This is a genomic window from Stutzerimonas stutzeri (genome assembly GCF_002890895.1).
In the GTDB taxonomy this organism is placed as follows: Bacteria; Pseudomonadota; Gammaproteobacteria; order Pseudomonadales; family Pseudomonadaceae; genus Stutzerimonas; species Stutzerimonas stutzeri_AB.
In genome coordinates, this window is sequence record NZ_POUL01000001.1 from 441,197 (window position 1) to 464,112 (window position 22,916).

A 22,916-nucleotide genomic window follows, 5' to 3' on the forward strand; every position below is an offset into this window, starting at 1 on the left:
GCCACCCGACCCGCCGATGCAAGGTGACTTTCTTCCCAACCTCCCAGCCGCGTGGCGATTGCCGTTTTCTGAAAACGCTATCGCCAGGGGCCAGCAGTACGCAGCGGAGGACCGCATCAGGCTCGTGCGGGAGGATTCGCGGTACGTTGAAGCGACGTGCCGCGGATCAGCTGGCAGCGTCTATCGCCAGTCGCTTGAGCTGTCCCGCGATGGCAGGCTCAGCTGCCTCTGCAGCTGCCCGGCTGGTCTCAACTGCAAGCATTGCGCTGCCCTGATAGCAACCCTCGAAACGCAAGCCGAGCGCTTGCCTGCCAAGCAGAGCGAGCAGTCCGGTGAGCGCTTCCCTGACCGGCTGGAACAGTGGCTATCGCAGCTCCCGCAGGCGTTGGGCGACAACCTCCAAGCCGGCCAAGGCTGGTGTCTGCACTATCTGTTATGCCCTGACTTCACCATAGAGGTCTACAAGGCGCGCCAACCCAAAGACGGCACATGGGGCGAGCGACAGCCCTACTACGGTTTGCGTGAAGCCGGCTTTCGCCAGCCAAACTTCATGCAACCGCTGGATCTACGCATTGCCGCACTGGCTACGCTGGGCCGCACGTCAGGTAACGGGTTCAACCCGAACGGCGAAAACGGCGGCGAAATCCTGCGACTGATTCTCCAGACCGGTCGCACCTTTCTCAGTTGGGATCAGCCCTCTCTGCAGTCCGGAAGAACCCGCCAGGCACGCTTCAGCTGGAACGAGCAATCCGACGGCAGCTTCAAGCCTGGCCTGGACATGGCCGATACCGACGGCCAACTGATTACCACTGTGGACCCGCTGTACTACTTCGACGGGGCCAAGAACGAACTGGGCTTGGTCGATCACGGTCTGCCGATGTCGCTGGCCCGGCACCTGCTCGATGCACCTGCGGTGCCGTCCGCCCAGGCCGCCCTGTTCAGCCTGACGCTGCATGAAATCGCCCCACAGCTGCCGGCCCCCGCCAAGCCTGAAGAACATCAGGTCGATGACCTGCTCCCCCTGCCCCACCTGAGCCTCGGCAGTCATCAGGCGGTCAACTACCAGCCCAGCAGCGGCCGCATGGTCAGCGAGCACCAACATCGTGCCGGGTTGAGTTTCCTCTACGGCCGCACCCAGGTTCACGGCAAAGCCAAGCCTGGCCAGCGCCTACGCCAGACCGAAGGCGCTCGCGTGCTTAGCATTGCCCGCCAGCCAGACGTCGAGCAGGCACTGCGCCAGCAATTGCAGCAACTGGGTTTCCGTCCGGCGCTGCGTCAGAGCCTGGCGCTTCCCAAGGACTCGGCAGAGATGTTCGAGCTGCAGAACGAGGCGGCCTGGCTCACTTTCACGCAGACCCAGCTCTCCCCGCTGCGCGAGCAAGGCTGGCAAGTGGTCATGCAGCCCGGCTTTGCCTATGACGTGACGCAGATTGATGCCTGGTATGCCGAGGTCGACGAACCGCCCGAGCACAGCTGGTTCGACCTGGAACTGGGCATCATCGTCGAAGGTGAGCGGATCAGTCTGTTGCCGGTTCTGCTCAGCCTGATCAGGCGCAACCCTGCCCTGCTTTCAGCGCAAGCGCTGGCGCAACGCAACGACGACGAGACCCTTCGGGTGCAACTTGCCCGACGCCGTGACGGCGATGATCAGCCACTGCAGGTGTTGCTGCCTTTTGGTCGTTTGAAGCCCATCCTCGCCACTCTGTCCGAGCTCTATCTGCAGGAACAGCCAAACGGCGAAAACCTTCGGTTGGAGCGATCCGATGCAGCGCGGCTGGCCGAACTGGATGCCCTTCCCTTGCAATGGAAGGGCGGCGAGCACTTGCGGGAATTCGCCCAGCGACTGCGCGACTACCGCGCGCAGGACATCAGCCCACCGCAGGGTCTGAACGCAACGCTGCGCCCCTATCAGCTGGATGGCCTGCGCTGGATGCAAACCCTACGCACTCTCGCGGTCGGCGGTATCTTGGGCGACGACATGGGCCTGGGTAAAACATTGCAGACCCTTGCTCACCTGTTACTCGAGAAGCAAGCCGGCAAGCTGGACCGCCCCTCGCTCGTCGTGATGCCCACCACGCTTATCCCCAATTGGCAGGACGAAGCGGCCCGCTTCGCGCCGTCACTGAAAGTCGCGACGCTGCATGGGACGACACGTCGAAAGCTCTACCAACATCTGGGCGATTACGATATGCTGCTCACCACCTATGCGCTGCTGCCCAAAGACATCGACCTGCTCGCAGAAGTACCGCTGCATCTGCTGGTGCTCGACGAAGCCCAGAACATCAAGAATGCCAGCAGCAAGGCGGCACAAGCCGCCGGACGCCTGGACGCCCGCCAGCGCCTCTGCCTGACCGGCACGCCGCTGGAAAACCATCTGGGCGAACTCTGGTCGCTGTTTCATTTCCTCATGCCCGGCTGGCTGGGTGACACCAAGCAATTCAATCGGGACTACCGCACGCCCATCGAGAAACACGGCGACGCCGAGCGGCTGGAGCACCTCAGCAAACGGATAAAACCCTTCCTGCTCAGGCGGCGTAAAGAGCAGGTTGCCCAGGAGCTGCCGCCGAAAACCGAGATCCTGCACTGGGTCGAACTCAGCCCGGCTCAGCGCGACCTGTACGAAACCGTACGACTGGCCATGGACATCAAGGTCCGCGAGGAGATCGACCGCAAAGGCCTGGCGCGCAGCCAGATCGTTATCCTCGATGCACTGCTCAAGCTGCGTCAGGTGTGCTGTGATCTGCGCCTGGTCAAGGGCGAAGCCGTGCGACCAGTTCGTGGCGGCACCTCAGGCAAACTCGATAGCCTGATGGAGATGCTGACCGAACTGCTCGCTGAAGGCCGGCGGATCCTGTTGTTTTCACAGTTCACCTCGATGCTCGCGTTGATCGAAGACGAGCTGCAGAGCCGCGCCATCGACTACGTTCAGATCACCGGCGAAACCAAGGACCGGCGCACCCCCGTCAAGCGGTTCCAGAACGGGGACGTCCCGCTGTTTCTGATCAGCCTGAAAGCTGGCGGTACCGGCTTGAACCTGACCGCGGCCGACACCGTGATCCATTACGACCCCTGGTGGAACCCGGCCGCGGAAAACCAGGCCACCGACCGCGCCCACCGCATCGGTCAGGACAAACCGGTGTTCGTCTACAAGCTGATCGCCAGGGCTACCGTCGAAGAGAAGATCCAGCAACTGCAGCAACGCAAAGCCGAACTGGCTTCCGGCGTGCTGGACGCCGGTGAGCAAGGCGGCTGGCAACTGGAGCCGAGTGATATCGAGGCGCTGTTCGCGCCACTGCCCTAGGAAAATGGACATGCGCCGACTGGTTGCCCCTGCCGATTACGACCGCGTCTACGACATCTACATGCACGAAACGGTGGTGCCTTTCCTCGGCTTCGACCCGATGCCACGGGAGGCTTTCAGCAAGGTGTTCGACCCGTTGTTCGAGAGCGGCTGCTTCTACCTGTACGAGGTCGATGGCGAAGTGATGGGCTTCTACAAGGCGCAGCGGCATGTTGGTCGCACTGCCCATGTGGCCTACCTGGGAACCTTGGCCGTGGCGCCGGAAGCGCAAGGCCGAGGCGTCGCCATTGCAATGATGCAGGACGCGATCTCGCGGCTGTGGCAAGCGGGCATCACCCGTATCGAGCTGACAGTTGAGGCGGACAATCCCCGTGCCATTGCGTTTTATGAACGCCTGGGCTTTGTCCACGAGGGTACTCAGCGCGCGGCCTACAAACGTGCCAGCGACAGCGGCTACGTCGACGAGCTGATGTACGGGTTGCTGCGGAACGATTGATCGCAGGTCGCCGTGGTGCCGGGCGAGCCAAGCCGCCTCGGCACCATGGGCAGCGGGTCAGCTTTTCAGCTTCACCGTGGTCTGGGCCACTAGCTCGCCCTGATAGCGGGCAATGGTCAGTTCCTTGTTCGAAGGCTGACGCGAGCCATCACCGCCAGCGATAGTCGAAGCGCCATAAGGCGTTCCGCCGTTCATTTCGGAGATGTCAAAGAACTCGCCGATGCCATAGCCGGTCGGCACGATGATCATTCCGTGGTGCGCCAGGGTGGTCCAGGTCGAGGTGATGGTCATCTCCTGGCCACCGCCGGTGCCGGTGGAAGTGAACACGCTGGCGACCTTGCCATGCAGCGCGCCCTTGGCCCAGAGCCCGCCGGTCTGGTCGAGGAAGGTGCGCATCTGGCTGGACATGTTGCCGAAGCGCGTCGGCGTACCAAAAATGATCGCGTCGTAATCGGCCAGCTCCGAGGGATTGGCGACCGGCGCCTCCTGGTCAACCTTGCCGCCAGCATTCTTGAAAGCCTCTTCCGGCATGGTTTCCGGCACACGCTTGACGGTCACTTCGGCCCCTTCAACGCGACGCGCACCTTCGGCCACTGCATTGGCCATGGTTTCGACGTGGCCATACATTGAGTGGTACAGCACGAGAATCTTTGCCATTTTCAGTTTCCTCTTCCTGGGTTGTATTCCTGCTTTAGTCGATACGCTCAGCGCACATCGACCAGCACAATTTCGCTGTCTTCCAACGCCTTGATGGTCAGCCGTGTCTCATCTCGCACAGCGACTCCATCGCCTGCAGCCGCCACTCGCTCACCTACTGCGATACGCCCGCTGGCAGGCACCATGTAGACCTTACGGTCCGAGCCAATGTCGTATTCGGCAACCTGACCGGCCGAAAGTGTCGCGGCAACCAGACGGGCATCGGCTCGTATGGGCAGAGCGTCGCCGTCCTCGGCCATGCCGCTGGCCAGAGTGACGAAGCTGCCAGCCCGCTCGCCTGCTGGAAAAGGTCGTGTGCCCCAGGCGGGCGGCAAGCCGGACTGGTCCGGATAAATCCAGATCTGGAAGATCTCGGTGGTCTCGTCTTCGAGGTTGTATTCGCTGTGGGCGATGCCGCTGCCCGCGCTCATCACCTGCACGTCACCGGCCACGGTCCGCCCGCGGTTGCCGAGGCTGTCCTCATGGGTGATCGCCCCCTTGCGCACATAGGTGATGATTTCCATATCACGGTGCGGATGTGTCGGGAATCCGGAGTGCGGGGCGATGCTGTCGTCATTCCAGACCCGTAGATGGCCCCAGTGCATGCGCGCCGGATCGTGGTATTCAGCGAACGAGAAGTGATGACGCGTATCCAGCCATCCGTGTTGAGCAGCGCCAAGGCCCGCGCGGGGACGAATATCGATCATTGCAGAAGCCTCAATGTCTGGCCGGCTCGACTGTCGGCGCCGAGCGGCGGAATGAGGCCATCTTCTATTGGATCGGCGAGTGCATGGTTGGATTATTCCGCACAAATCAATCGCAAAAACCGATACGTCGGCTTGTCAGTCGAGAAAAGCAAGCACTTCCTCCAGAAGCAACTCGGGCACCTCTTCAGGCAAATAGTGCCCAGCCGGTAACGCCTTGCCTCGTACGTCCTGCGCCACCACACGCCACTCCTTCAGCGGATCGAAGCATCGCTCGATGATTCCGTGCGCCCCCCAGAGCACCAGTAACGGTGCCTGGATCATTCGGCCAGCGGCGCGATCAGCACGGTCATGCTCAAGGTCGATACCTGCACTGGCCCGATAGTCTTCGCAGAACGCGTGGATGGTGCCTGGCTGCTTCATGCAACGCAGGTACTCGGCGTAAGCCGCCTCAGTGAATGGGTGCACATGATCAGCACGAGTCGCCACGGCGCTTTGCAGAACGAGTTCAGGGTTCGCTTCGAGCAGGGTTTCCGGCAGCGGCGCCGGTCGGATCAGAAAGAACCAGTGCCAATAGGCACGCGCGAAGGTTTCGTCGGTCTGGCTGTACATGGCCAGGGTCGGCGCGATATCCAGCAGGATCATCCTTCTTACCGCTTCAGGGTGATCCATCGCCAGCCGATGGCTGACTCGCGCACCGCGGTCGTGGGCGAGAATGTCAAAGTGCTCGAAGCCCAGCGAGCGCATCAGCTCGACCTGATCCCGCGCCATTTCCCGCTTGCTATAGGCGACGTGGTTCTCGCCGCCGTCGGGCTTGCTGCTATCGCCGTAACCGCGCAGGTCAGCCGCCACGACGGTGAAGCGTTCAGCCAGCTGATCGGCGATTTCGTGCCAGATCACATGGGTTTGCGGGTAGCCGTGCAGCAAGAGGAGGGGCGGACCGGAGCCGCCCTTCCGATAGTTGATCCGAACGCCATTGACCTCGCACTCGCTACGCTGGAACTGCTCGAACATGGGACCGCTCCTGAGATGGGAGCCCTAAGCCTAGGCGTACCCGAAGCAATCGCAACAGGTTCGAGGCCGCAAAACAGCGTCAGCCCAGTGCCAGCGGCAGGAACAGCGCGATCAGGATGCCCAGCAGACTCATTCCCAGCGCCGAGAAAGCGCCACACTCGTCCCCCTCCTCAAGCGCCCGCGCCGTACCGATGGCGTGCGCATTGATGCCGTAGCTCAAACCGCGTGCCGCCGGGTGATCGACCCCAGCCCAACCCAGCAACAGCGGGCCCAAGGCCGTACCGATCACGCCCGTCAGCATGACGAAGACCGCCGCCAGCGACGCGAGGCCGCCCAATTGCTCAGCCACCAGCATGGCAATCGGCATGGTTGCCGCCTTGGGCGACAGGCTCATCAATACGGCCATGTCCGCGCCCAACAAGCCGGCAATGGTCAGCGTCAGGACGACGCCCAGCACCCCGCCGCTTACCAAGGTGATAACGATCGGCCAGAACAGCTGCTGAATGCGGCGGATATGACGGTACAACGGCACAGCCAAGGCGACCGTCGCAGGGCCGACCAGGACGGCGATCATCGACGCGTCGGCCCGATAGCTCGCATAGTCGATGCCGCACAGGTACAGCGTGCCGACCACCAGCAACATGCCAACCATCACCGGCTGCAGCACCAGCCAGCCGCTGCGCCGGTAGAGCGCCAGCGCTAGCTGAAACGCAATCAGCGTGAGCCCTACGGAAAATAGCGGATGATCCAGAGTCATCGCCCAGACGCTGCGCCAGTCGAGGCCGCTCATGCCTGATCCTCACGCTGCCGATCCATTCGTCTGATCAGCGTCTGCATCAGCCAACCGCAGAACGGCACGGTTACCACCAGCGACAGGACCAATCCGGCGGCAATAGCCGGCAGGTCGGCGAGCAACGCATCGCTGCTGGTCATGATTCCCGCCGCCGGCACGATGAGCAGCAACGGCAAGTACTGCAACAGCAGCGCAGCGGTCTTCTCGAGGGGCTCAGGAATGCCTCGCCGCAGCAGTAACAGCGCAAACAGCAACACCATGCCAATGATCGGGCCCGGCAAGGCGGGCAGCAGCGAGAGGTGGATGACGCTGCCGAGCAGCTGCAGTACGACCAGCCAGGTCAGGCCTTTGAGAATCATCAGGGGTCCTATCAAGCGGTTGAGCGGAGCGGGTAATCATGCCGGGAATGGGCGCTGACAGCACGCATCGGCCACAGGCGACGAACTATGACTTGCCTCGCGCGCCTCGAAACAGGTGCAGATGGGCACGAAAAAACCGTATCAGCTGCTCGCGGTGACTGTGGCCTGGCGTCGCATGGCACAGCACGGTGCAACGTTCAAATTTACCGAGGTCGTCGCCAAAACCCTACGTTACGCCGGCGTACGCCTTGGATGGACCGTCGGATGCTAGTCCAAACCAGCACAGCGGCCATCTGATGCGTATTTTTCAGCGGTACCTGAGCCTGTTATGCGAAACACCCTGATCAGATCATCGGCGCCGCCTGATATAGCCTGACAGGGGCCCCCCAATGACCGAACGCATCCCCGCAACAATCATCGACACCGTCGATCCACGCAAGCCGATCCGCTTGACCCCGGCACAGGCGGGCGGGCCGATTCACACCCGCAGTTTTGCCGGCCTGTTCCGCAATCTGCGCCTGATCGGCGGCGGACTTTTGTTTCTGCTCTATTTCGGCACCCAGTGGCTGACCTGGGGGGGACGCCAAGCGGTGCTATGGGATTTGAACAAACAACAATTCCATATTTTCGGGGCGACATTCTGGCCGCAGGATTTCATCCTGTTATCGGCGTTGCTGATCATCGCCGCCTTCGGCTTGTTCTTCATCACTGTGCTCGCGGGTCGAGTCTGGTGCGGCTACGCCTGCCCACAAAGCACCTGGACCTGGGTGTTCATGTGGGCTGAGAAAGTCACCGAGGGTGATCGCAGCCAGCGAATCAAACTGGACGCCGCCCCGCTGTCATTCAGCAAGCTGTTACGACGCGCTGCCAAGCACGCCGCCTGGCTTGCCGTAAGCCTGGCCACGGCGATTGCCTTCGTCGGCTACTTCACCCCGGTCCGTGAACTGGTCATCAATCTGTTCAGTCTGCAGCTGGGCGGAACCACCGCGTTCTGGCTGTTCTTCTTCACCGCCGCGACCTACATCAACGCCGGCTGGCTGCGTGAACAGGTGTGCGTACACATGTGCCCCTATTCACGCTTCCAGAGTGTGATGTTCGATGGCGACACGCTGGTGGTGTCCTACGATGCCGCCCGGGGTGAACAACGAGGCGCGCGGCGCAAAGACGCCAACCCAAAGGCCGAAGGCCTTGGCGACTGCATCGACTGCACGCTGTGCGTGCAGGTCTGTCCCACCGGTATCGACATCCGCGACGGCCTGCAACTCGACTGCCTGAGCTGCGGTGCCTGTATCGACGCCTGCGACAGCGTCATGGACAAGATGGGTTACGCCCGGGGTCTGGTTCGATATACCTCCGAACGTGCGCTTGAAGGCGGCCAGACCAGGCTGCTGCGACCGCGTCTGATCGGCTATGCCGGAGCGCTAGTGATTATGATCGGTGCCTTCGTCTGGGCGTTGGAAGCGCGACCGACGTTATCCCTGGATGTAACCAAGGACCGCACCCTCTACCGAGAAAATATCGAGGGCCAGATCGAAAACATGTACAGCTTGAAGGTGATCAATAAAACCCAGCAGCCGCACGACTATCTGATCACCCTGGGCGAAGGCCCCTACGAGTTGCACGGCCCGCACCAGATCAGTCTGGCCGCAGGCGAGATCGTCGATGTCCCGGTCAGCGTGGCGCTCGTTGACGACAAAGTGGACGCGCACGAGAAGCTGCACTTCTTGGTCACTGACGCGAGCGACCCGGCACGCCAGGTAACCGCCCCGAGTACCTTCATTGCACCAAGGGTTCGATAGGATGGTGGCAGTGCGCACGCGCCCGCTCACGCGGCTGGCCGATATTGTCCCTTGGTGAAGCAGAAGCAGATGAAGCGCTACGAGAAATTCGCTGACGAAATTGCCGAACTGATCCGCTCCGGCGTGCTGGCGCCGGGCGAAAAGGTGCCGTCCGTGCGCCATGCCAGTCGCACCTACGGCGTTAGTCCCTCCACTGTGTTCCAGGCGTACTACCTGCTGGAGGATCGCGGATTGATTCAGGCCCGGCCGCGCTCGGGCTATTTTGTTCGCGAGCACGCCAGACGCCTGCTTCCCGAGCCGGAGATCAGCCCACGCCTGAGCGAAACCACCGATGTCGACGTTAGCGAACTGGTGTTCTCGGTGCTCGCCTCGCTGCGCGATCCGGACACCGTTCCGTTCGGTTCCGCCTTCCCCAGTCCCGATCTGTTCCCGCTGCAACGCCTGGCGCGCTCAATGGCGCACACCGTGCGCGAGATGCCGGGGCGTGAAGTGATCGCCGAGATGACTACCGGCCACCCTGACCTGCGCCGGCAGATCGCGCTGCGTTATATGGTCAGCGGAGTCATGCTGCCGTTGGACGAGCTGGTAATCACCACCGGCGCCATGGAAGCGTTGAATCTCTGTTTACAGGTGGTCACCCAGCCGGGCGACCTGGTCGCCATCGAAGCGCCCGCGTTCTATGCCACTTTGCAGGTGCTGGAGCGGCTCAAGCTCAAGGCTGTGGAAATCCCGGTGCATCCGCGGGACGGAATCGACCTGAGCACCCTGGAAAGCCGGCTGAGCAGCTTGCCGATCAAGGCCTGCTGGTTCATGAGCAGCCTGCAGAATCCGCTCGGTGCGAGCATGAGCGAGTCAAACAAAGAGAACCTCTATGCGTTGCTGCAGCGCCATCAAGTCCCGCTGATCGAAGACGATGTCTACGCCGAGCTGTACTTCAACCAGGAGCCGCCTAAACCGGTCAAGAGCCACGACCGTGACGGATGGGTGATGCATTGCGGCTCTTTTTCCAAAAGCCTGGCGCCGGGTTACCGGATCGGCTGGGTGGCGGGCGGCCGCTATGCCGAACAGATCAGTCGCCTCAAGCTGATGACGACGATTTCACCTTCGGTGCCGGCCCAAGCGGCTATCGCTGACTATCTGCAACACGGCGGCTACGACCGCCATTTACGTAAATTGCGTCATGCACTGGAGCGTCAACAGGGCGAAATGCTTGCCTCCGCCGCGCGTCACTTCCCGGCCAGCACCCGGGTAACGCGGCCCAGCGGCGGCTACTTCCTCTGGTTCGAATTTCCCGAGGGGGTCGATTCGCTGCAATTGTTGCAGCTGGCGCTCGCGCAGGGCATCAGCCTCGCTCCAGGCCCGATCTTTTCAGCCACCCGGCGCTTTCGCAACTGTGCACGCCTGAACTACGGCCATCCCTGGGACGAGCGCAGCGAAAAAGCGATGGAGCTGCTCGGGCGGATCGTGAAATCGTTCTAGCGCCCGGCTCGATAGCGGCGCTGCGTGACGCGAGCGCCCCTTTTCCAGATCCGGGAACTACACCTCAATCGTGCCCTGTAGATACAGGACCGCATGCCCGGCGACAAATACGCGCTCGCCTTCGACCCGGCAGTGCAGCAAACCGCTTCGGCGTGAGGCCTGCAGCGCCAGCAACTGCGTCTTGCCCAGCCGCTCGCTCCAGTAAGGCGCAAGGCCTGCATGGATGGAACCGGTGACCGGGTCTTCATCCCCGCCGTTGGCCGGCCAGAAATAGCGCGAGACGAAATCCTGCTGGCGACCCGGCGCCGTTGCCACGACATCCAATGGTGCCAACGTTTTGAGTAGCGACAGGTCGGGTGCCAGCTGGCGCACCTGATCCTCATCGTCGTACACGGCAAACCAGGCCTGACGGTTTCGCAGCACCGCCCGCGGCAAGGTCCGAAGACCGTTGAACAGCTCAGCCGGCGGATTCTCGACGGGCTCCGGGGCACGGTTGGGGAAGCTCATCTCCAGCAGACCATCATCCAACTCGGCGACGCTGATATCGCCTACCGCAGCGGCACGAAAAGTCAGCGGAGCCGTGGCCAAGTTCTGTCCCAACAACACGAAGGCACTGGCCAGGGTGGCGTGCCCGCAGAAGTCGATTTCAGTCAGCGGCGAAAACCAGCGAATGAGAAACGCACCGTCAGGCGCGCGCACCAGAAAGGCCGTTTCCGACAGGTTGTTCTCCACGGCGATGGCCTGCATCTGTGCGTCGCTCAGCCAATGCTCCAGCGGAACCACTGCGGCCGAGTTGCCTTTGAACAGCTGCTGGGTAAACGCATCGACCTGATAGATCGGCAGTTTCATCATCTCTCCCTCGCCCTTGCGCGAGCCCTTCATTAGGTTCGCGAAGCGGAAGAGTGTCGCCGAGCACAGGCTGATCGGCAAAGGCCATTTGCGATAAGGGGGCCGATGCGGTCAGGTGCCCCTAACCGCTCGCCCGCCATCGTCAGGCCTTGTTCTCAGTGCTCGCTGTCAGCGTCGGCTTCAAGGGCTCGCCGACGGGCTGGCATTGCGACTGCGCACCTGGCTGCAGATACGGCTGCAGTATCGGCGCCATGCCTTTGAGCACCTGTACCGGTAGCGCAGAGGTAAAGCGGAAGCTGTCCGCCCCGCGGCCCGGCACGTAGGCTGTCAGCGTCCCGAAGTGATTGGGCCCGAGGTAGAACACGAAGGTCGCAGTGCGATTCAGCGCCAGCGAGCTGATCAGTCGGCCGCCCGCGCCGACAGTCTGGATACGGTTGTCACCCGTTCCGGTTTTGCCGCCAACCCGCAGTGCTTCCCCATCAGTCTGCATGAAGCTGCCACGCAGGCGCCGCGCGGTGCCACCTTCGACCACGCTGGCAAGCGCTTCGCGCAAGGCCGTCGCCACCTCACTGTGCAACACCCGCACCCCGACATCCGGCTTGATGCCAAGGCGAGTCTCATACGGCGTGTCGCTGGCGAAATGCAGGCTGTCGATGCGCACACTGGGCAGCCTCACGCCGTCATTGACGATGATGCCCATCAATTCGGCCAACGCCGCCGGGCGGTCACCCGAGCTGCCCAGCGCCGTAGCCAGCGAAGGCACCAGATGGTCGAACGGATAGCCCAGACGCTGCCAGCGCCGGTGAATATCGGTGAACGCCTCCACCTCTAGCATGATGCGGATGCGGCTATCCCGCGCGCTCTTGTGACGGCTGCGGAACAGCCAGCCATAAACTTCCTGGCGCTCTGCGGTGCTGGCCGCGATGACCTCGGTAATGCCAGCCTCCGGATGCTTGATCAGGTAACCCAGCAGCCACAGATCCAGCGGGTGGACGCGGGCAATGTAGCCCTGGTCCGGCAGGCTGTAGGAACCCGGCGCGTAGCGTTCGTACAGCGAGTCGACCGCCTTGTCGGTGAGGGTGGCCGTTGGCAGACGCGCCTTGAGAAAACGCTCGAAAGTCGCGCGGTCCGCTTCGGGCATCAGATACCGGTGGACGGCAGCCAACCTCGATGGCGTCGGGCGCATGCCATCCAACAGTGCCTCGATGCGTTCGTCCGCGCTCTTGTCGCGATACTTGCGCCAGAAACGCTGCAGAAACACCGAGCCTTCGCGATCGGCAAAACGCTGCAGGTACTCTCGCCGCTCAGGGTTGTCATCACTTCTGAGCAGCTCGGCGCCGTTGGATGTCTGGTAGGTGCTGTAGCTCACCAGATCGCGCATCAGCCGAACGAACGGGAGGTTGATCGATTCCTGCAGCGCTTCGCGCATGGTCGGCAGGCGGCCGTCGTCCTCACGGCGGAAGTTGCCGAAGCGGTGCATGCCAGCGCCGGTAAAGAAGCGCTCGGTCGGACTGGCCGAGTAGCGACGCTCCAGCGCTGCATCAAGCATGGCTGGCAGGTTGCGATCCTCATGCTGAATCAGATAAGCCAGCGCCCAGCGGGTCAGCGGGTCCACCGCCTCAGCCTTGCGCAAGGTGGCGACATCGCTCTTCGCGTAACGCTCGTGCAGCTCGGCGATAACCTCCAGATAAGTGGTCAGCACCCGCAGCTTGGCAGTCGAGCCCAGCTCCAGTTTGCTGCCCTCGTTGATGTCGAACGGCTGGTTGGTGTTGTCGGTCTGCACCCGCACACGGAAGCCTTGCTCGCCGCGCTCGAACAGCGTGAAGCTGTAACGCACATCGCCGGTACGCTCAGGCGACAACATGCGCTCGCCAAACAAGCCCACCTCACCTGCGAATGCTGGATCGGCCAGTCGATGCAGATAGTTGCTGATCTGTCCTTGCAGCTCGCCATGCAGCGGCGTGGTCGCGGCCAGATCCAGGCGGTCGAGCTCATACAACGACACGCCCAGCAGGTTGCTCAGGCGCATCCGTGCGGCCGTGATGCCCTTGCTGGAAGGCACCTCACGAATGCCCGGCTCGAGACGCAAATTGCGGAACTCAACCTGCTGCTGCAAGGCGGCGTTGCGCAACCGCGTACCGATCACGCCGCCATTGGCCAGCAAGCGGATATGGCTGTCGGTGAGCTCCGCCATGTCGGCACGCCCTGCTCCCAGGTAGTACGACGGGCGCCGTTGAGCGATCAACAGCGAGAGCACCTGTCGCAGCGCGAGCCCCTGCGTTTCATAACTGACGCCTTCATTGCGCCGAGCATCGAGGACCCGGTTAACCTCGGCGAAATCGGCGCCGTACCAGAGGCGCAGACCATCGGCGATGCCGTGCACCTCGCCGTGGCCATAGGCGGCAGAGAGCGGCACGCTGTTGAGGTAATCGCGAACGATGCGCTGCCGGGTGACCATGGTTTGCTGGCCTTCGCGGTAGGTCCGCACGCTGGCGGATATCATCTGCCGGATCTTTTCCTCGGCGTCACCGGTGCGCCCTTCGGGCGAGTGACGGTACTTTTCGACTTGGGTAGCCAGCGTGCTGCCGCCGGCGGCCTGCACCGGCAGCCCCAGTTTCTTCTCAACCTGGCTGACCGCTGCCATGGTGAACCGTGGCCAATCCACTGCAGGGTTGGCGCGCGGGCGGCCGGCGTCGAGCAGCCCACGGTCCTCGATGAACAGCAGGCTCATCGCAATGACCGGAGGTACGTCGTCGAAGGTCTCGTAGTATTGGTGGGGATAACTGTTGGCATACAGCGGCTCGCCGCGACAATCATCGATGGTCAGCCCCGCCTTGGATTTCTCCGGGTACGGGACAAAGAAGCCACGCTGGACGTAGCGCAGCAGCGCTGGCGAAAAGCTCACCTGTTGCTGCACTGTGAAGCCGCGTTGGGTCAGCCGTTCCAGGAACGTCGGCAAGGCCGCATAGCCCAGGCGGCGGTCGAACGGACCCGCATCGGGAAACTGGATGCTACTGCTCGCCCCCGGTTCGATCTGGTAATCGAGATTCTCGGCGTAACGGTTAAGCCAGAGCGCCTGCAACTTCGATGTATGCATCTCATGCCAGGCGGCATAACCACCCCCGGCCAGTAATGAAACGCCCAGAAACACACCCATGCGGCGCGCCAGACGGCTACCGTGCGAGCGTGTTCGACCGGGCTTATCGGCGGAAGGCGAGCGCTTGCTGCCCCCTGCCCGGGATTTATCGTTTCGCCATACTGCGCCCATCGTTTCCGGCCTGGCTTCAAGGAAATTTACAGGCTTAAGCTTAGCTGGCGACGCTGCGCTCGATGTGTGCGAGCAGACGAACGGAAGGCTCAAAACGGCGCCCTGACAGCGAACTGAACCGGCCGCGCAACGACGCGATTCACTCCACCCAGCGGGGGTAGAAACCGAGTCGCGCCTGCAACCGGGCATCCCTGCCCTGCGAGACCTCGACGGGCAGCGCCTCCGCGAGGCTTTCGGTGCTGGCGGCATCGCCTCGAAAGAAGAAGCGCCGGCCGTCATCAAGCGTGAGAAACAGGCCCAGGGCGCCATGACCTGCCAGTTTCACCAGGACCAACCGTTCGTCACCAAACAGATCGAGACTTTCCTCGAACCCGTAAACAGCGCGGCGCTCGAAGCGAAGCGGCTGCCACCTGACCCCGTGGGAAAACTGTCCCGGAATGACAGCTGGCGACGTTGCATTCTGTGCGTAGTGGATGCTCTCCGGGCTTGCGAGCACCGACAGTTCAGGGAAATCGGCTAGGCCGGAGGCGTGATTCCAGCGCGCGCAGCCCAACACCACTTGATCAACCGCCAGGCCATCCTTCTCGAGCTGGTCACGCACCGGCTGCACCTCGCTGTAGCGCTTAACGCGCCAGGGAATTGCGCCGTCTAGCTGGGCGTCGATCTGCCGGCCAAGGCCACTACCGAACAGCAGACGCTTGCCGCCGTGCTCGACCAGTACGGCTATATGATCGATCGTTTCGGGTGCTACCCAGTAGCCGTCACGCCAGGCGTATTCGCCGCTGGATGTAGTCTGCCCTGTTCGGATCAGGCTGAAACGCAACTCCGCAGCCGGCAGCGCGCCGGAGAGAAGCATCAATGAAACCGCCAGGCTCTTGAGAACACGCATGACTCAGACTCCTTCATCAGGCAAAAACGGAGAACGATCACGCCCGGCAAATGCCAGCGGCAGGCGTAAGCGCCGACGCACGACTGGATAGTAGACAGACCTGTCTGTACACTGCAAGCACTTGTACTGCCTTGAGGACGATTGGAGGGAACAGAACCGCTCCCGCATAATGGCCGGCCGAGGAGATCCACATGGCAACCAACAAACGCGACCTGCTGCTCGCCACCGCCGAGCGGCTGTTCTACACAGAGGGCTACCACGCCACCGGCATCGACCGGATTCTCAGCGAATCGGGCGTGGCCAAGATGACCCTGTATAAGCACTTCAAATCGAAGGACGAACTGATCCTGGCGGTACTGGAGGCGCGCCAGCTGCCGATGCTCGAGCGTTTGCGGGAAGCGCGGCAGGCGTTACCGCCGCGCAAGGCGCTGTTAAGCGTGTTTGATGGGTTGAACAACATGATCCAGAGCCCGACCGCGTTCTGTGGCTGTCTGTTCATCAATGCGGCGGCCGAATATCAGGATCGAGAACACCCGATCCATCAACGCGCCGCGGGATACAAGGCGCAATTTCAGCGCCATCTGTGCGAGCTGCTGGAGGCGCTCGACGCACCCCAGCCGGAGCAACTCGCTCGCCAGCTGCAGTTTCTTATCGAAGGCGCACTGAGCATGGCGCACATCGAGGGCCCCGGCGACCAGGCGCTGCTGGCCAAGGCCTCAGCGGAACAGTTGCTGCAGGCCGCTGGCGTCTAAAGACGCCAGCTTGTTCGGACATTTGATCAGCGCTGAGGCGTTTCCTTGACCCTGAACCACGCCGCGTAGAGCGCTGGCAGGAACAGCAACGTCAGCGCGGTCGCAACGATCAGCCCGCCCATGATTGCCACCGCCATGGGACCGAAGAACACGCTGCGTGACAGCGGAATCATCGCCAGCACGGACGCCAGTGCGGTGAGCACGATGGGCCGGAAGCGCCGCACGGTGGCATCGATGATGGCATTGAAGCGATCCTGCCCAGCGCCGATGTCCTGCTCGATCTGATCCACCAGAATCACCGAGTTGCGCATGATCATGCCCGACAGCGCGATAGTGCCGAGCATCGCCACGAAGCCGAAGGGCTTGCCGAACAGCAGCAGGAACAGCGCTACACCAATCAACCCCAGCGGCGCGGTGAGAAACACCATTGCCGAGCGTGAGAAGCTCTTGAGCTGCAGCATCAGCAGGCTGACCACGACAATCACGAACAGCGGCATCCCGGCGTTCACCGAGGCCTGACCACGACTGGAGTCCTCGACCGTTCCGCCGACTTCCAGCAAGTAGCCGCTGGGCAGCGCAGCCCGCACATCGCTCAGGGTCGGCTCGATCTGCTTCACCAGCGAGGCTGGCTGCTGGTCCCCGTAGATGTCGGCACGCACCGTCACCGTTGGCATGCGGTTGCGATGCCAGATGACCCCCTCTTCGAAGCCGTATTCCAGGGTGGCGACCTGCGACAAGGGCACGCTGCGGCCGCTGGCGGTGGGAATCGCCAAGCTCGGCAGCATCGACAAGGTCTCGCGTTCGCGCTCTGTCCCGCGGATCAGAATTTCGATCAGCTCATTGTCTTCACGGAACTGGCTCGCCGTAGTGCCGGTAAAGGTGCGTTTGAGGAAGTTCGAGAGTTCCACCGTACTGACGCCCAGCGCACGGGCACGGTCCTGATCCACGTTCAGCCAGACCACCTTGCTCGGCTCCTGCCAGTCGAGATGGACGTTCGCTACATAGGGGTTCTCGCGCACCTTGGCCGCAACCTGGCGTGCGAGCTTACGCACCACATCGATATGCTCGCCGGTGACCCGGAACTGCACCGGATAGCCCACGGGCGGCCCGTTCTCAAGGCGGCTGACGCGACCGCGCAAGGTAGGGAAATCATCGCGCAGTCGCTCGATCAGCCAGCTACGCAAGGCTTCACGTTCCTCGATGCTTTCAGCCAATACCACGATCTGGGCGAAGCTGGTGGCCGGCAACTGCTGATCCAGCGGCAAGTAGAAGCGCGGCGACCCACTGCCGACATAGGCTACGTAATTATCGATGCCGGCGCGGTCCTTGAGCATTTCCTCAAGGCGATGCACCTCGGCTTCGGTGGCCTTGAGCGACGCGCCTTCGGCCAGCTTCAGATCGACCATCAGCTCCAGCCGGCCGGAGGCGGGAAAGAACTGCTGCGGCACGATGCGGAACAAGCCGATCGCGCCGACGAACGCCAGCAACGTCAGGACGATAACCGTTTTGCGCCGCTGCACACACCAGTGGATCACCCGCCGTACACGCTGATAGAACGGCGTCGAATACGGGTCGTGACCCTGATCGCTGCCGCCATGCTTTTGCGCATGACGCTTGGCCAGATCGGGCAGCAGTTTCTCCCCCAATAACGGCACGAACACTACTGCGGCGATCCAGGAGGCGACCAGGGCGATGGTCACTACCTGAAAGATCGAACGGGTGTATTCGCCCGTGCTGGACTGCGCGGTGGCAATCGGTAGAAAGCCCGCGGCAGTGATCAGCGTACCGGTGAGCATCGGAAAGGCCGTACTGGTCCAGGCATAACTCGCGGCCTTGAGCCGGTCGAAGCCCTGCTCCATTTTGATCGCCATCATTTCCACGGCGATGATCGCATCGTCCACCATCAGCCCCAGCGCCAATACCAAGGCGCCGAGGGAAATCTTGTGCAGACCGATGTCCAGGTAATGCATGGTCGCGAAGGTCATCGCCAGCACCAGCGGAATCGACAGCGCGACCACCAGCCCCGTACGCACACCCAGCGAGAAGAAGCTCACCAGCAGCACGATGATCAGGGCCTCGATCAGCACCTGCACGAACTCGCCGACACCGGTCTTCACTGCCGCTGGCTGGTCGGACACCTTGCGCAGCTGCATGCCTGCCGGCAGCTCCTGTTGCAAGCGTGCGAATTCGGTCTGCAGCGCCTCGCCGAGCACAAGGATGTCGCCGCCGGACTTCATCGACACGGCCAGCCCGATCGCAGGTTCGCCCATGTAGCGCATGCGTGGCGCCGGCGGGTCGTTGAAGCCGCGGTAGACCTCGGCCACATCGCCGATGCGGAAGGTGCTACCGGCCACCCGGATGGGGAAGTCCCGAATCTGTTTTACCGTGTCGAAGCTGCCGGTGACGCGAAGCTGTACGCGGTCACTGGGCGTCTCCACAAAGCCTGCCGACATCACCGTGTTCTGAGCCTCAAGAGCCTGTTTGACGGCCTCCAGCGGCACGCCCAGATTGGCCAGCTTGACGTTGGAAAGCTCGATCCAGATCTTTTCGTCCTGCAGCCCGATGAGCTCGACCTTGCCGACATTCTTCACTCGCTGCAGCTGCAACTGAATGCGGTCGGCATAATCCTTCAGCACGGCGTAATCGAAACCTGAGCCAGTCAGCGCGTAGATGTTGCCGAAGGTCGTGCCGAACTCGTCATTGAAAAAGGGACCTTGCACACCAGCAGGCAAGGTATGGCGAATGTCACCAATCTTTTTACGGATCTGGTACCAGAGATCCGGAATCTGCTCGGAGCGCATCGAATCGCGCGCCATAAAGGTCACGTTGGATTCGCCGGGCCGTGAAAAGGACACGATGCGCTCGTATTCACCCGTTTCCATCAGCTTTTTTTCGATGCGTTCGGTGACCTGCTGCGAAACCTCCTCTGCAGTGGCGCCGGGCCACTGGGTCTGAATCACCATCGCCTTGAAGGTAAAGGGCGGGTCTTCACTTTGACCAAGCTTGCTGTACGACAGGGCACCTACCACGGCCATCAGCAGCATCAGATAGACAACGATCTGCCGGTTGCCCAACGCCCATGCGGAGAGATTGAAGCGCATCCTGATTACTCCTGCGCCGCCAGTTCGACCGGACGGTTGTCACGATCAACCGCCCTCACCGACTGGTTCTCGTGGAGCATCTGAACACCGGCGAGGACAACCCAGTCGTCGGCCTGCAGCCCCTTGAGGATGGGCACAGAAGAATCACCAAAGGCCCCCGTCTGCACGGCAACGCGCTCCAGCGTGCCGTCCTCCTTGACCCGCCAGACGTAAGCCTTGCCCTGCTCGGCGGTGACCGCTGAAAGCGGCACCGCCAAGGGCACCTCGCCATTGCTGCGGATTGACACCAGCGCGCTCTGGCCAAGCTCGGCAGGCACCTTTGCGTCGTCGAAGGCGACACGCGCCGAGTAGGTGCGCGACTGCGGGTCGGCAGCCGGCGACAGTTCACGAATGTGGCCGGCGTAGGTTTTGCCCGGCTGCGACCAGATTTCCACCGAGACCGGCTGGCCAACCGAGTAGCGATCCAGTGCCTGCTCCGGCAGATTGATCGCTACCTCGCGCTCGCCATCGGCAGCCAAGACGAAGGCCGTCTGGCCGGCGCCGACAACCTGCCCCACCTCGACCCGGCGTTGGGCAATCACGCCTTCGTGCGTTGCGCGCAAGATGGCGTAGCCGACCTGGTTGTTGGCGACATCGAATTCCGCGCGCGCTTGCTGCAGACGCGCCTGCGCGGAGCGGTAGGCATTTTCAGAAGAGTCGAATTGCGAGCGGCTGACCAGTTGGCGATCCATCAAGGTCTTGTAGCGCTCATGCTCGGCACGGGCGACCCGCAGGTTGGCTTCAGCCGCCGCCACCTGAGCACGGATGCCCTCGAGCTGCAGCCGCACGTCCTGCGGATCGAGCTTGGCCAATGGCTGATCCTTGCGCACCCGCTCCCCGGCTTCGACCATCCGCTCGGTGACCTTGCCGCCGATACGAAAGGCCAACTCGGGTTCGTAGCGTGCATGGACCTCCCCCGGATAGCTTTCAAAGGCTTCACTGGCGGGCTGCGGCTGAACCACCATCACGGGCCGCGTAGAGAGCTGCTCGGGTTCACCATTGCCGCAACCGGCTAGCAAGGCGAAACCAAAAGCACCGAGGAAGGGCAAGGCATGTCGGCACACGTCGAATCTCTCTCTGTCGCAAGGTGGGTTCTAATACTTATACTGCGCGGTATAGTAAAAATACCGAACTCACCAGTCTAGTATTAAAAACACCCATGACCGACAGCTCACCCGCACCGTCCGGCCCAGGCCGTCCAAAGGACCCCGCCAAGCGCGAGGCAATCCTCGCGGCTGCCCAAACCCTGTTTCTCGGCAATGGCTATGAAGGCAGCAGCATGGACGCCATCGCCGCCGAAGCCGGCGTGTCGAAGCTCACGCTGTACAGCCACTTCAAGGACAAGGAGGCGCTATTCGGCGCAGCGGTAAAGGCAACCTGCGAAACGCGTCTGCCGCGCCGGCTGTTCGTGCTGGAGGATGGGCGTGAATTCCACTCGGTCCTGCTAAATATTGCCCAGGCTTTTCACGAGCTGGTCATCAGCCCCGAATCCATCGGTCTGCACCGGCTGATGGTGGCAATGGCGGCGCAGAACCCAACGTTGTCGCGGATGTTCTTCGATGCAGGCCCACAGAAGCTGCTGCTGGATCTGGAGCAGTTGCTAGACCAGGCGCACCGCCGCCAGTTGCTGGATGTGCCCGAGCCGATGCGCGCCGCGGAACATTTTTGTTCGTTGATCAAAGGCGCCGCACACTTTCGTCTGCTGATCGGCTATGCCGAGCGACTGGACGCCGAAGACGGCAAGCGGCATGTCGAGGATTGCGTTGGCCTGTTCATGCGCGCTTATGCGGACCAGCCCCGTACGGTCGACTGAAGCAGCAGCCTGTGTCCCGCAGCGGAAAACAAGCCCTGCTTCTCAGGAACAGCCGGCCGCGGCGGCGGCGGCCGGCATGGTTGCCCTTAATCGTGGCTCAGGGCACCGATCCGGTGAATGGACAAGTCCGCACCATTGAACTCATCTTCCTGACTCAGGCGAATACCGACCGCTGCCTTGAGCACGCCATAGACGAGAAAGCCGCCAACGAGCGCAACCAGCACGCCGAGGCCTGTGCCGATCACCTGGCTGATGATGCTGATGCCGCCCAGCCCACCCAACGTGTGCTGACCAAAGATTCCACAAGCCAGCCCGCCCCAGACGCCGCAGAGGCCGTGTAATGGCCAGACACCGAGCACATCGTCGATCTTCCATTTGGCCTGCGCCGCAGTGAATGCCCAGACAAACAGGGCGCCAGCCACTATGCCCGTAGCCAGCGCACCGATTGGGTGCATTAGATCTGATCCTGCACAGACTGCTACCAGCCCAGCCAAGGGCCCGTTATGCAGGAAGCCCGGGTCGTTACGGCCGACCGCCCATGCCGCCGCAGTTCCTCCAACCATCGCCATCAGCGAATTGATCGCCACCAGCCCGCTGACGCCCTCAAGGGTCTGGGCGCTCATCACGTTGAACCCGAACCAGCCGACGATGAGAATCCACGATCCCAGCGCAAGAAATGGAATGTTCGAGGGCGCGAAGGCCACCAAACGGCCGTCACGGTATCGACCATTACGGCGGCCAAGCAGAATCACTGCGCCGAACGCCAGCCAGCCACCCATACCGTGCACCACTACCGAACCGGCGAAATCGTGGAACGGCGCACCGAACTGCGCTTCCAGCCAAGCCTGAACGCCAAAGTTGCCGTTCCACATCATCCCTTCAAAAAACGGATAGATGAACGCAACGATCAACAAGGTGGCGCAGAGCTGTGGGCCGAATTTGGCGCGCTCGGCGATGCCGCCGGAGATGATCGCGGGTATTGCAGCGGCGAATGTCAGCAGGAAGAAGAACTTGACCAATGAATAGCCGTTCTCGGCGATCAGCTGGTCGGCCGGCTGCAGAAAGGTCACGCCATACGCAACCCAGTAGCCGATGAAGAAATACGCCAATGTCGAGACGGCAAAATCGGCGATGATTTTCGACAGCGCATTGACCTGATTTTTAAGGCGTACGGTGCCGACCTCCAGAAAGGCAAAACCGGCATGCATTGCCAGGACCATCACCGCGCCCATCAGGATGAACAGGGTGTTGGCACCGTGAATCAGCACTTCTACCGCACTGCTTGGGTTATCCATCTACTAGGTCCTATGGTAAGCGCACCAAAACAGCAAACCGCCCCCATTGCACGCACCAACATGCACCACGGGTAAGCGGAGGTTTGCTATGAACTGTTGCGGCGGACTTGCAAGATTTTCATCCCCGACAAACCAAAGCGTTGATTTTCAAACACTTAGGCTCAATCCCGCCTGGCTCAGCGGCAGATCGTTGCGCCATTTAGGGGCCACGCTCCAAACGCACGCACCAGACAAATGCAAGTGGTGTACCAACGAAACGGCGGCGCGAG

17 protein-coding genes are annotated in these 22,916 nt (G+C 62.0%); 6 read left to right on the plus strand and 11 right to left on the minus strand.

The annotated features are described in order from the left end of the window. Window positions 1–16: 16 nt before the first annotated feature. Both CXK96_RS02095 and CXK96_RS02100 read left to right on the plus strand, forming a co-directional pair. Window positions 17–3,301: a DEAD/DEAH box helicase gene (locus CXK96_RS02095; RefSeq protein ID WP_256061628.1), complete on the plus strand. Its 3,285-nt coding sequence runs from the start codon at window positions 17–19 to the stop codon at window positions 3,299–3,301. 10 nt (window positions 3,302–3,311) lie between these two features. Beyond that, entirely contained in the window at window positions 3,312–3,797 is a 486-nt protein-coding gene (locus CXK96_RS02100) for a GNAT family N-acetyltransferase (RefSeq protein ID WP_256061627.1), read from the plus strand. Between the two features lie 57 nt (window positions 3,798–3,854). Here the strand turns inward: CXK96_RS02100 and wrbA are convergent, their stop codons facing one another. The 5 genes from wrbA to CXK96_RS02125 all read right to left on the minus strand — a co-directional run bounded on the left by wrbA (window position 3,855) and on the right by CXK96_RS02125 (window position 7,363). After that, window positions 3,855–4,454, minus strand: a complete 600-nt coding sequence (gene wrbA / locus CXK96_RS02105) for an NAD(P)H:quinone oxidoreductase (RefSeq protein ID WP_102834841.1) — start codon at window positions 4,452–4,454, stop codon at window positions 3,855–3,857. A 47-nt stretch (window positions 4,455–4,501) separates the two neighbouring features. Beyond that, on the minus strand, window positions 4,502–5,200 hold the full coding sequence (locus CXK96_RS02110) for a pirin family protein (RefSeq protein WP_102834842.1): 699 nt from the start codon (window positions 5,198–5,200) through the stop codon (window positions 4,502–4,504). Between the two features lie 135 nt (window positions 5,201–5,335). Beyond that, window positions 5,336–6,211, minus strand: coding sequence for an alpha/beta fold hydrolase (locus tag CXK96_RS02115; protein WP_102834843.1), 876 nt, complete (start codon window positions 6,209–6,211; stop codon window positions 5,336–5,338). A 79-nt stretch (window positions 6,212–6,290) separates the two neighbouring features. After that, the gene (locus tag CXK96_RS02120; protein ID WP_102834844.1) at window positions 6,291–7,001 is read right to left on the minus strand and encodes an LrgB family protein; all 711 of its coding nucleotides are present in this window, start codon (window positions 6,999–7,001) and stop codon (window positions 6,291–6,293) included. Then, complete coding sequence (locus tag CXK96_RS02125) at window positions 6,998–7,363, minus strand: CidA/LrgA family protein (RefSeq protein ID WP_102834845.1); 366 nt, start codon at window positions 7,361–7,363, stop codon at window positions 6,998–7,000. The genes CXK96_RS02120 and CXK96_RS02125 overlap by 4 nt, the downstream gene beginning before the upstream one ends. Before the next feature lie 389 nt (window positions 7,364–7,752). On the opposite strand from CXK96_RS02125, the gene ccoG reads away from it, so the two are divergent. Both ccoG and mapR read left to right on the plus strand, forming a co-directional pair. Continuing rightward, window positions 7,753–9,162, plus strand: a complete 1,410-nt coding sequence (gene ccoG, locus CXK96_RS02130) for a cytochrome c oxidase accessory protein CcoG (protein WP_102834846.1) — start codon at window positions 7,753–7,755, stop codon at window positions 9,160–9,162. Between the two features lie 69 nt (window positions 9,163–9,231). Continuing rightward, a complete protein-coding gene (gene mapR, locus CXK96_RS02135) occupies window positions 9,232–10,641 on the plus strand; it encodes a GntR family transcriptional regulator MpaR (protein WP_102834847.1) in 1,410 nt (469 codons plus the stop codon). 57 nt (window positions 10,642–10,698) lie between these two features. Here mapR and CXK96_RS02140 read toward each other — a convergent pair whose 3' ends face one another. From CXK96_RS02140 to CXK96_RS02150, 3 genes are all read right to left on the minus strand, one after another. Continuing rightward, a complete protein-coding gene (locus CXK96_RS02140) occupies window positions 10,699–11,478 on the minus strand; it encodes a PhzF family phenazine biosynthesis protein (protein ID WP_102835033.1) in 780 nt (259 codons plus the stop codon). Between the two features lie 154 nt (window positions 11,479–11,632). After that, window positions 11,633–14,758, minus strand: a complete 3,126-nt coding sequence (locus CXK96_RS02145; RefSeq protein WP_423835174.1) for a transglycosylase domain-containing protein — start codon at window positions 14,756–14,758, stop codon at window positions 11,633–11,635. A gap of 139 nt (window positions 14,759–14,897) precedes the next feature. After that, window positions 14,898–15,647: a Zn-dependent hydrolase gene (locus tag CXK96_RS02150; RefSeq protein WP_102834848.1), complete on the minus strand. Its 750-nt coding sequence runs from the start codon at window positions 15,645–15,647 to the stop codon at window positions 14,898–14,900. A 191-nt stretch (window positions 15,648–15,838) separates the two neighbouring features. On the opposite strand from CXK96_RS02150, the gene CXK96_RS02155 reads away from it, so the two are divergent. Next, window positions 15,839–16,399, plus strand: a complete 561-nt coding sequence (locus tag CXK96_RS02155; protein WP_102834849.1) for a TetR/AcrR family transcriptional regulator — start codon at window positions 15,839–15,841, stop codon at window positions 16,397–16,399. Window positions 16,400–16,425: 26 nt separating this feature from the next. On the opposite strand, the gene CXK96_RS02160 is transcribed toward CXK96_RS02155, so the two are convergent. Together CXK96_RS02160 and CXK96_RS02165 are read right to left on the minus strand one after the other, a co-directional pair. After that, a complete protein-coding gene (locus tag CXK96_RS02160) occupies window positions 16,426–19,500 on the minus strand; it encodes an efflux RND transporter permease subunit (RefSeq protein ID WP_102834850.1) in 3,075 nt (1,024 codons plus the stop codon). 5 nt (window positions 19,501–19,505) lie between these two features. Further along, window positions 19,506–20,603 carry an efflux RND transporter periplasmic adaptor subunit gene (locus tag CXK96_RS02165; protein ID WP_102834851.1) on the minus strand — a complete coding sequence of 366 codons (1,098 nt, stop codon included), beginning with the start codon at window positions 20,601–20,603 and terminating at the stop codon, window positions 19,506–19,508. 95 nt (window positions 20,604–20,698) lie between these two features. Here CXK96_RS02165 and CXK96_RS02170 point away from each other — a divergent pair, with 95 nt between their 5' ends. Further along, window positions 20,699–21,352: a TetR/AcrR family transcriptional regulator gene (locus CXK96_RS02170; protein WP_102834852.1), complete on the plus strand. Its 654-nt coding sequence runs from the start codon at window positions 20,699–20,701 to the stop codon at window positions 21,350–21,352. Window positions 21,353–21,438: 86 nt separating this feature from the next. On the opposite strand, the gene CXK96_RS02175 is transcribed toward CXK96_RS02170, so the two are convergent. Then, a complete protein-coding gene (locus CXK96_RS02175; RefSeq protein ID WP_102834853.1) occupies window positions 21,439–22,647 on the minus strand; it encodes an ammonium transporter in 1,209 nt (402 codons plus the stop codon). Window positions 22,648–22,916 lie beyond the last annotated feature (269 nt).

What these genes read in the sequence shown, in the direction of transcription:
- CXK96_RS02120 (WP_102834844.1), bottom strand. Translation starts at nt 7,001, where the DNA reads ATGAGCGGCCTCGACTGGCGCAGCGTCTGGGCGATGACTCTGGATCAT.
- CXK96_RS02095 (WP_256061628.1), top strand. Translation starts at nt 17, where the DNA reads ATGCAAGGTGACTTTCTTCCCAACCTCCCAGCCGCGTGGCGATTGCCG.
- CXK96_RS02145 (WP_423835174.1), bottom strand. Translation starts at nt 14,758, where the DNA reads ATGGGCGCAGTATGGCGAAACGATAAATCCCGGGCAGGGGGCAGCAAG.
- CXK96_RS02125 (WP_102834845.1), bottom strand. Translation starts at nt 7,363, where the DNA reads ATGATTCTCAAAGGCCTGACCTGGCTGGTCGTACTGCAGCTGCTCGGC.
- CXK96_RS02155 (WP_102834849.1), top strand. Translation starts at nt 15,839, where the DNA reads ATGGCAACCAACAAACGCGACCTGCTGCTCGCCACCGCCGAGCGGCTG.
- CXK96_RS02160 (WP_102834850.1), bottom strand. Translation starts at nt 19,500, where the DNA reads ATGCGCTTCAATCTCTCCGCATGGGCGTTGGGCAACCGGCAGATCGTT.
- CXK96_RS02175 (WP_102834853.1), bottom strand. Translation starts at nt 22,647, where the DNA reads ATGGATAACCCAAGCAGTGCGGTAGAAGTGCTGATTCACGGTGCCAAC.
- mapR (WP_102834847.1), top strand. Translation starts at nt 9,232, where the DNA reads ATGAAGCGCTACGAGAAATTCGCTGACGAAATTGCCGAACTGATCCGC.
- CXK96_RS02115 (WP_102834843.1), bottom strand. Translation starts at nt 6,211, where the DNA reads ATGTTCGAGCAGTTCCAGCGTAGCGAGTGCGAGGTCAATGGCGTTCGG.
- ccoG (WP_102834846.1), top strand. Translation starts at nt 7,753, where the DNA reads ATGACCGAACGCATCCCCGCAACAATCATCGACACCGTCGATCCACGC.
- CXK96_RS02150 (WP_102834848.1), bottom strand. Translation starts at nt 15,647, where the DNA reads ATGCGTGTTCTCAAGAGCCTGGCGGTTTCATTGATGCTTCTCTCCGGC.
- CXK96_RS02170 (WP_102834852.1), top strand. Translation starts at nt 20,699, where the DNA reads ATGACCGACAGCTCACCCGCACCGTCCGGCCCAGGCCGTCCAAAGGAC.
- CXK96_RS02100 (WP_256061627.1), top strand. Translation starts at nt 3,312, where the DNA reads ATGCGCCGACTGGTTGCCCCTGCCGATTACGACCGCGTCTACGACATC.
- wrbA (WP_102834841.1), bottom strand. Translation starts at nt 4,454, where the DNA reads ATGGCAAAGATTCTCGTGCTGTACCACTCAATGTATGGCCACGTCGAA.
- CXK96_RS02110 (WP_102834842.1), bottom strand. Translation starts at nt 5,200, where the DNA reads ATGATCGATATTCGTCCCCGCGCGGGCCTTGGCGCTGCTCAACACGGA.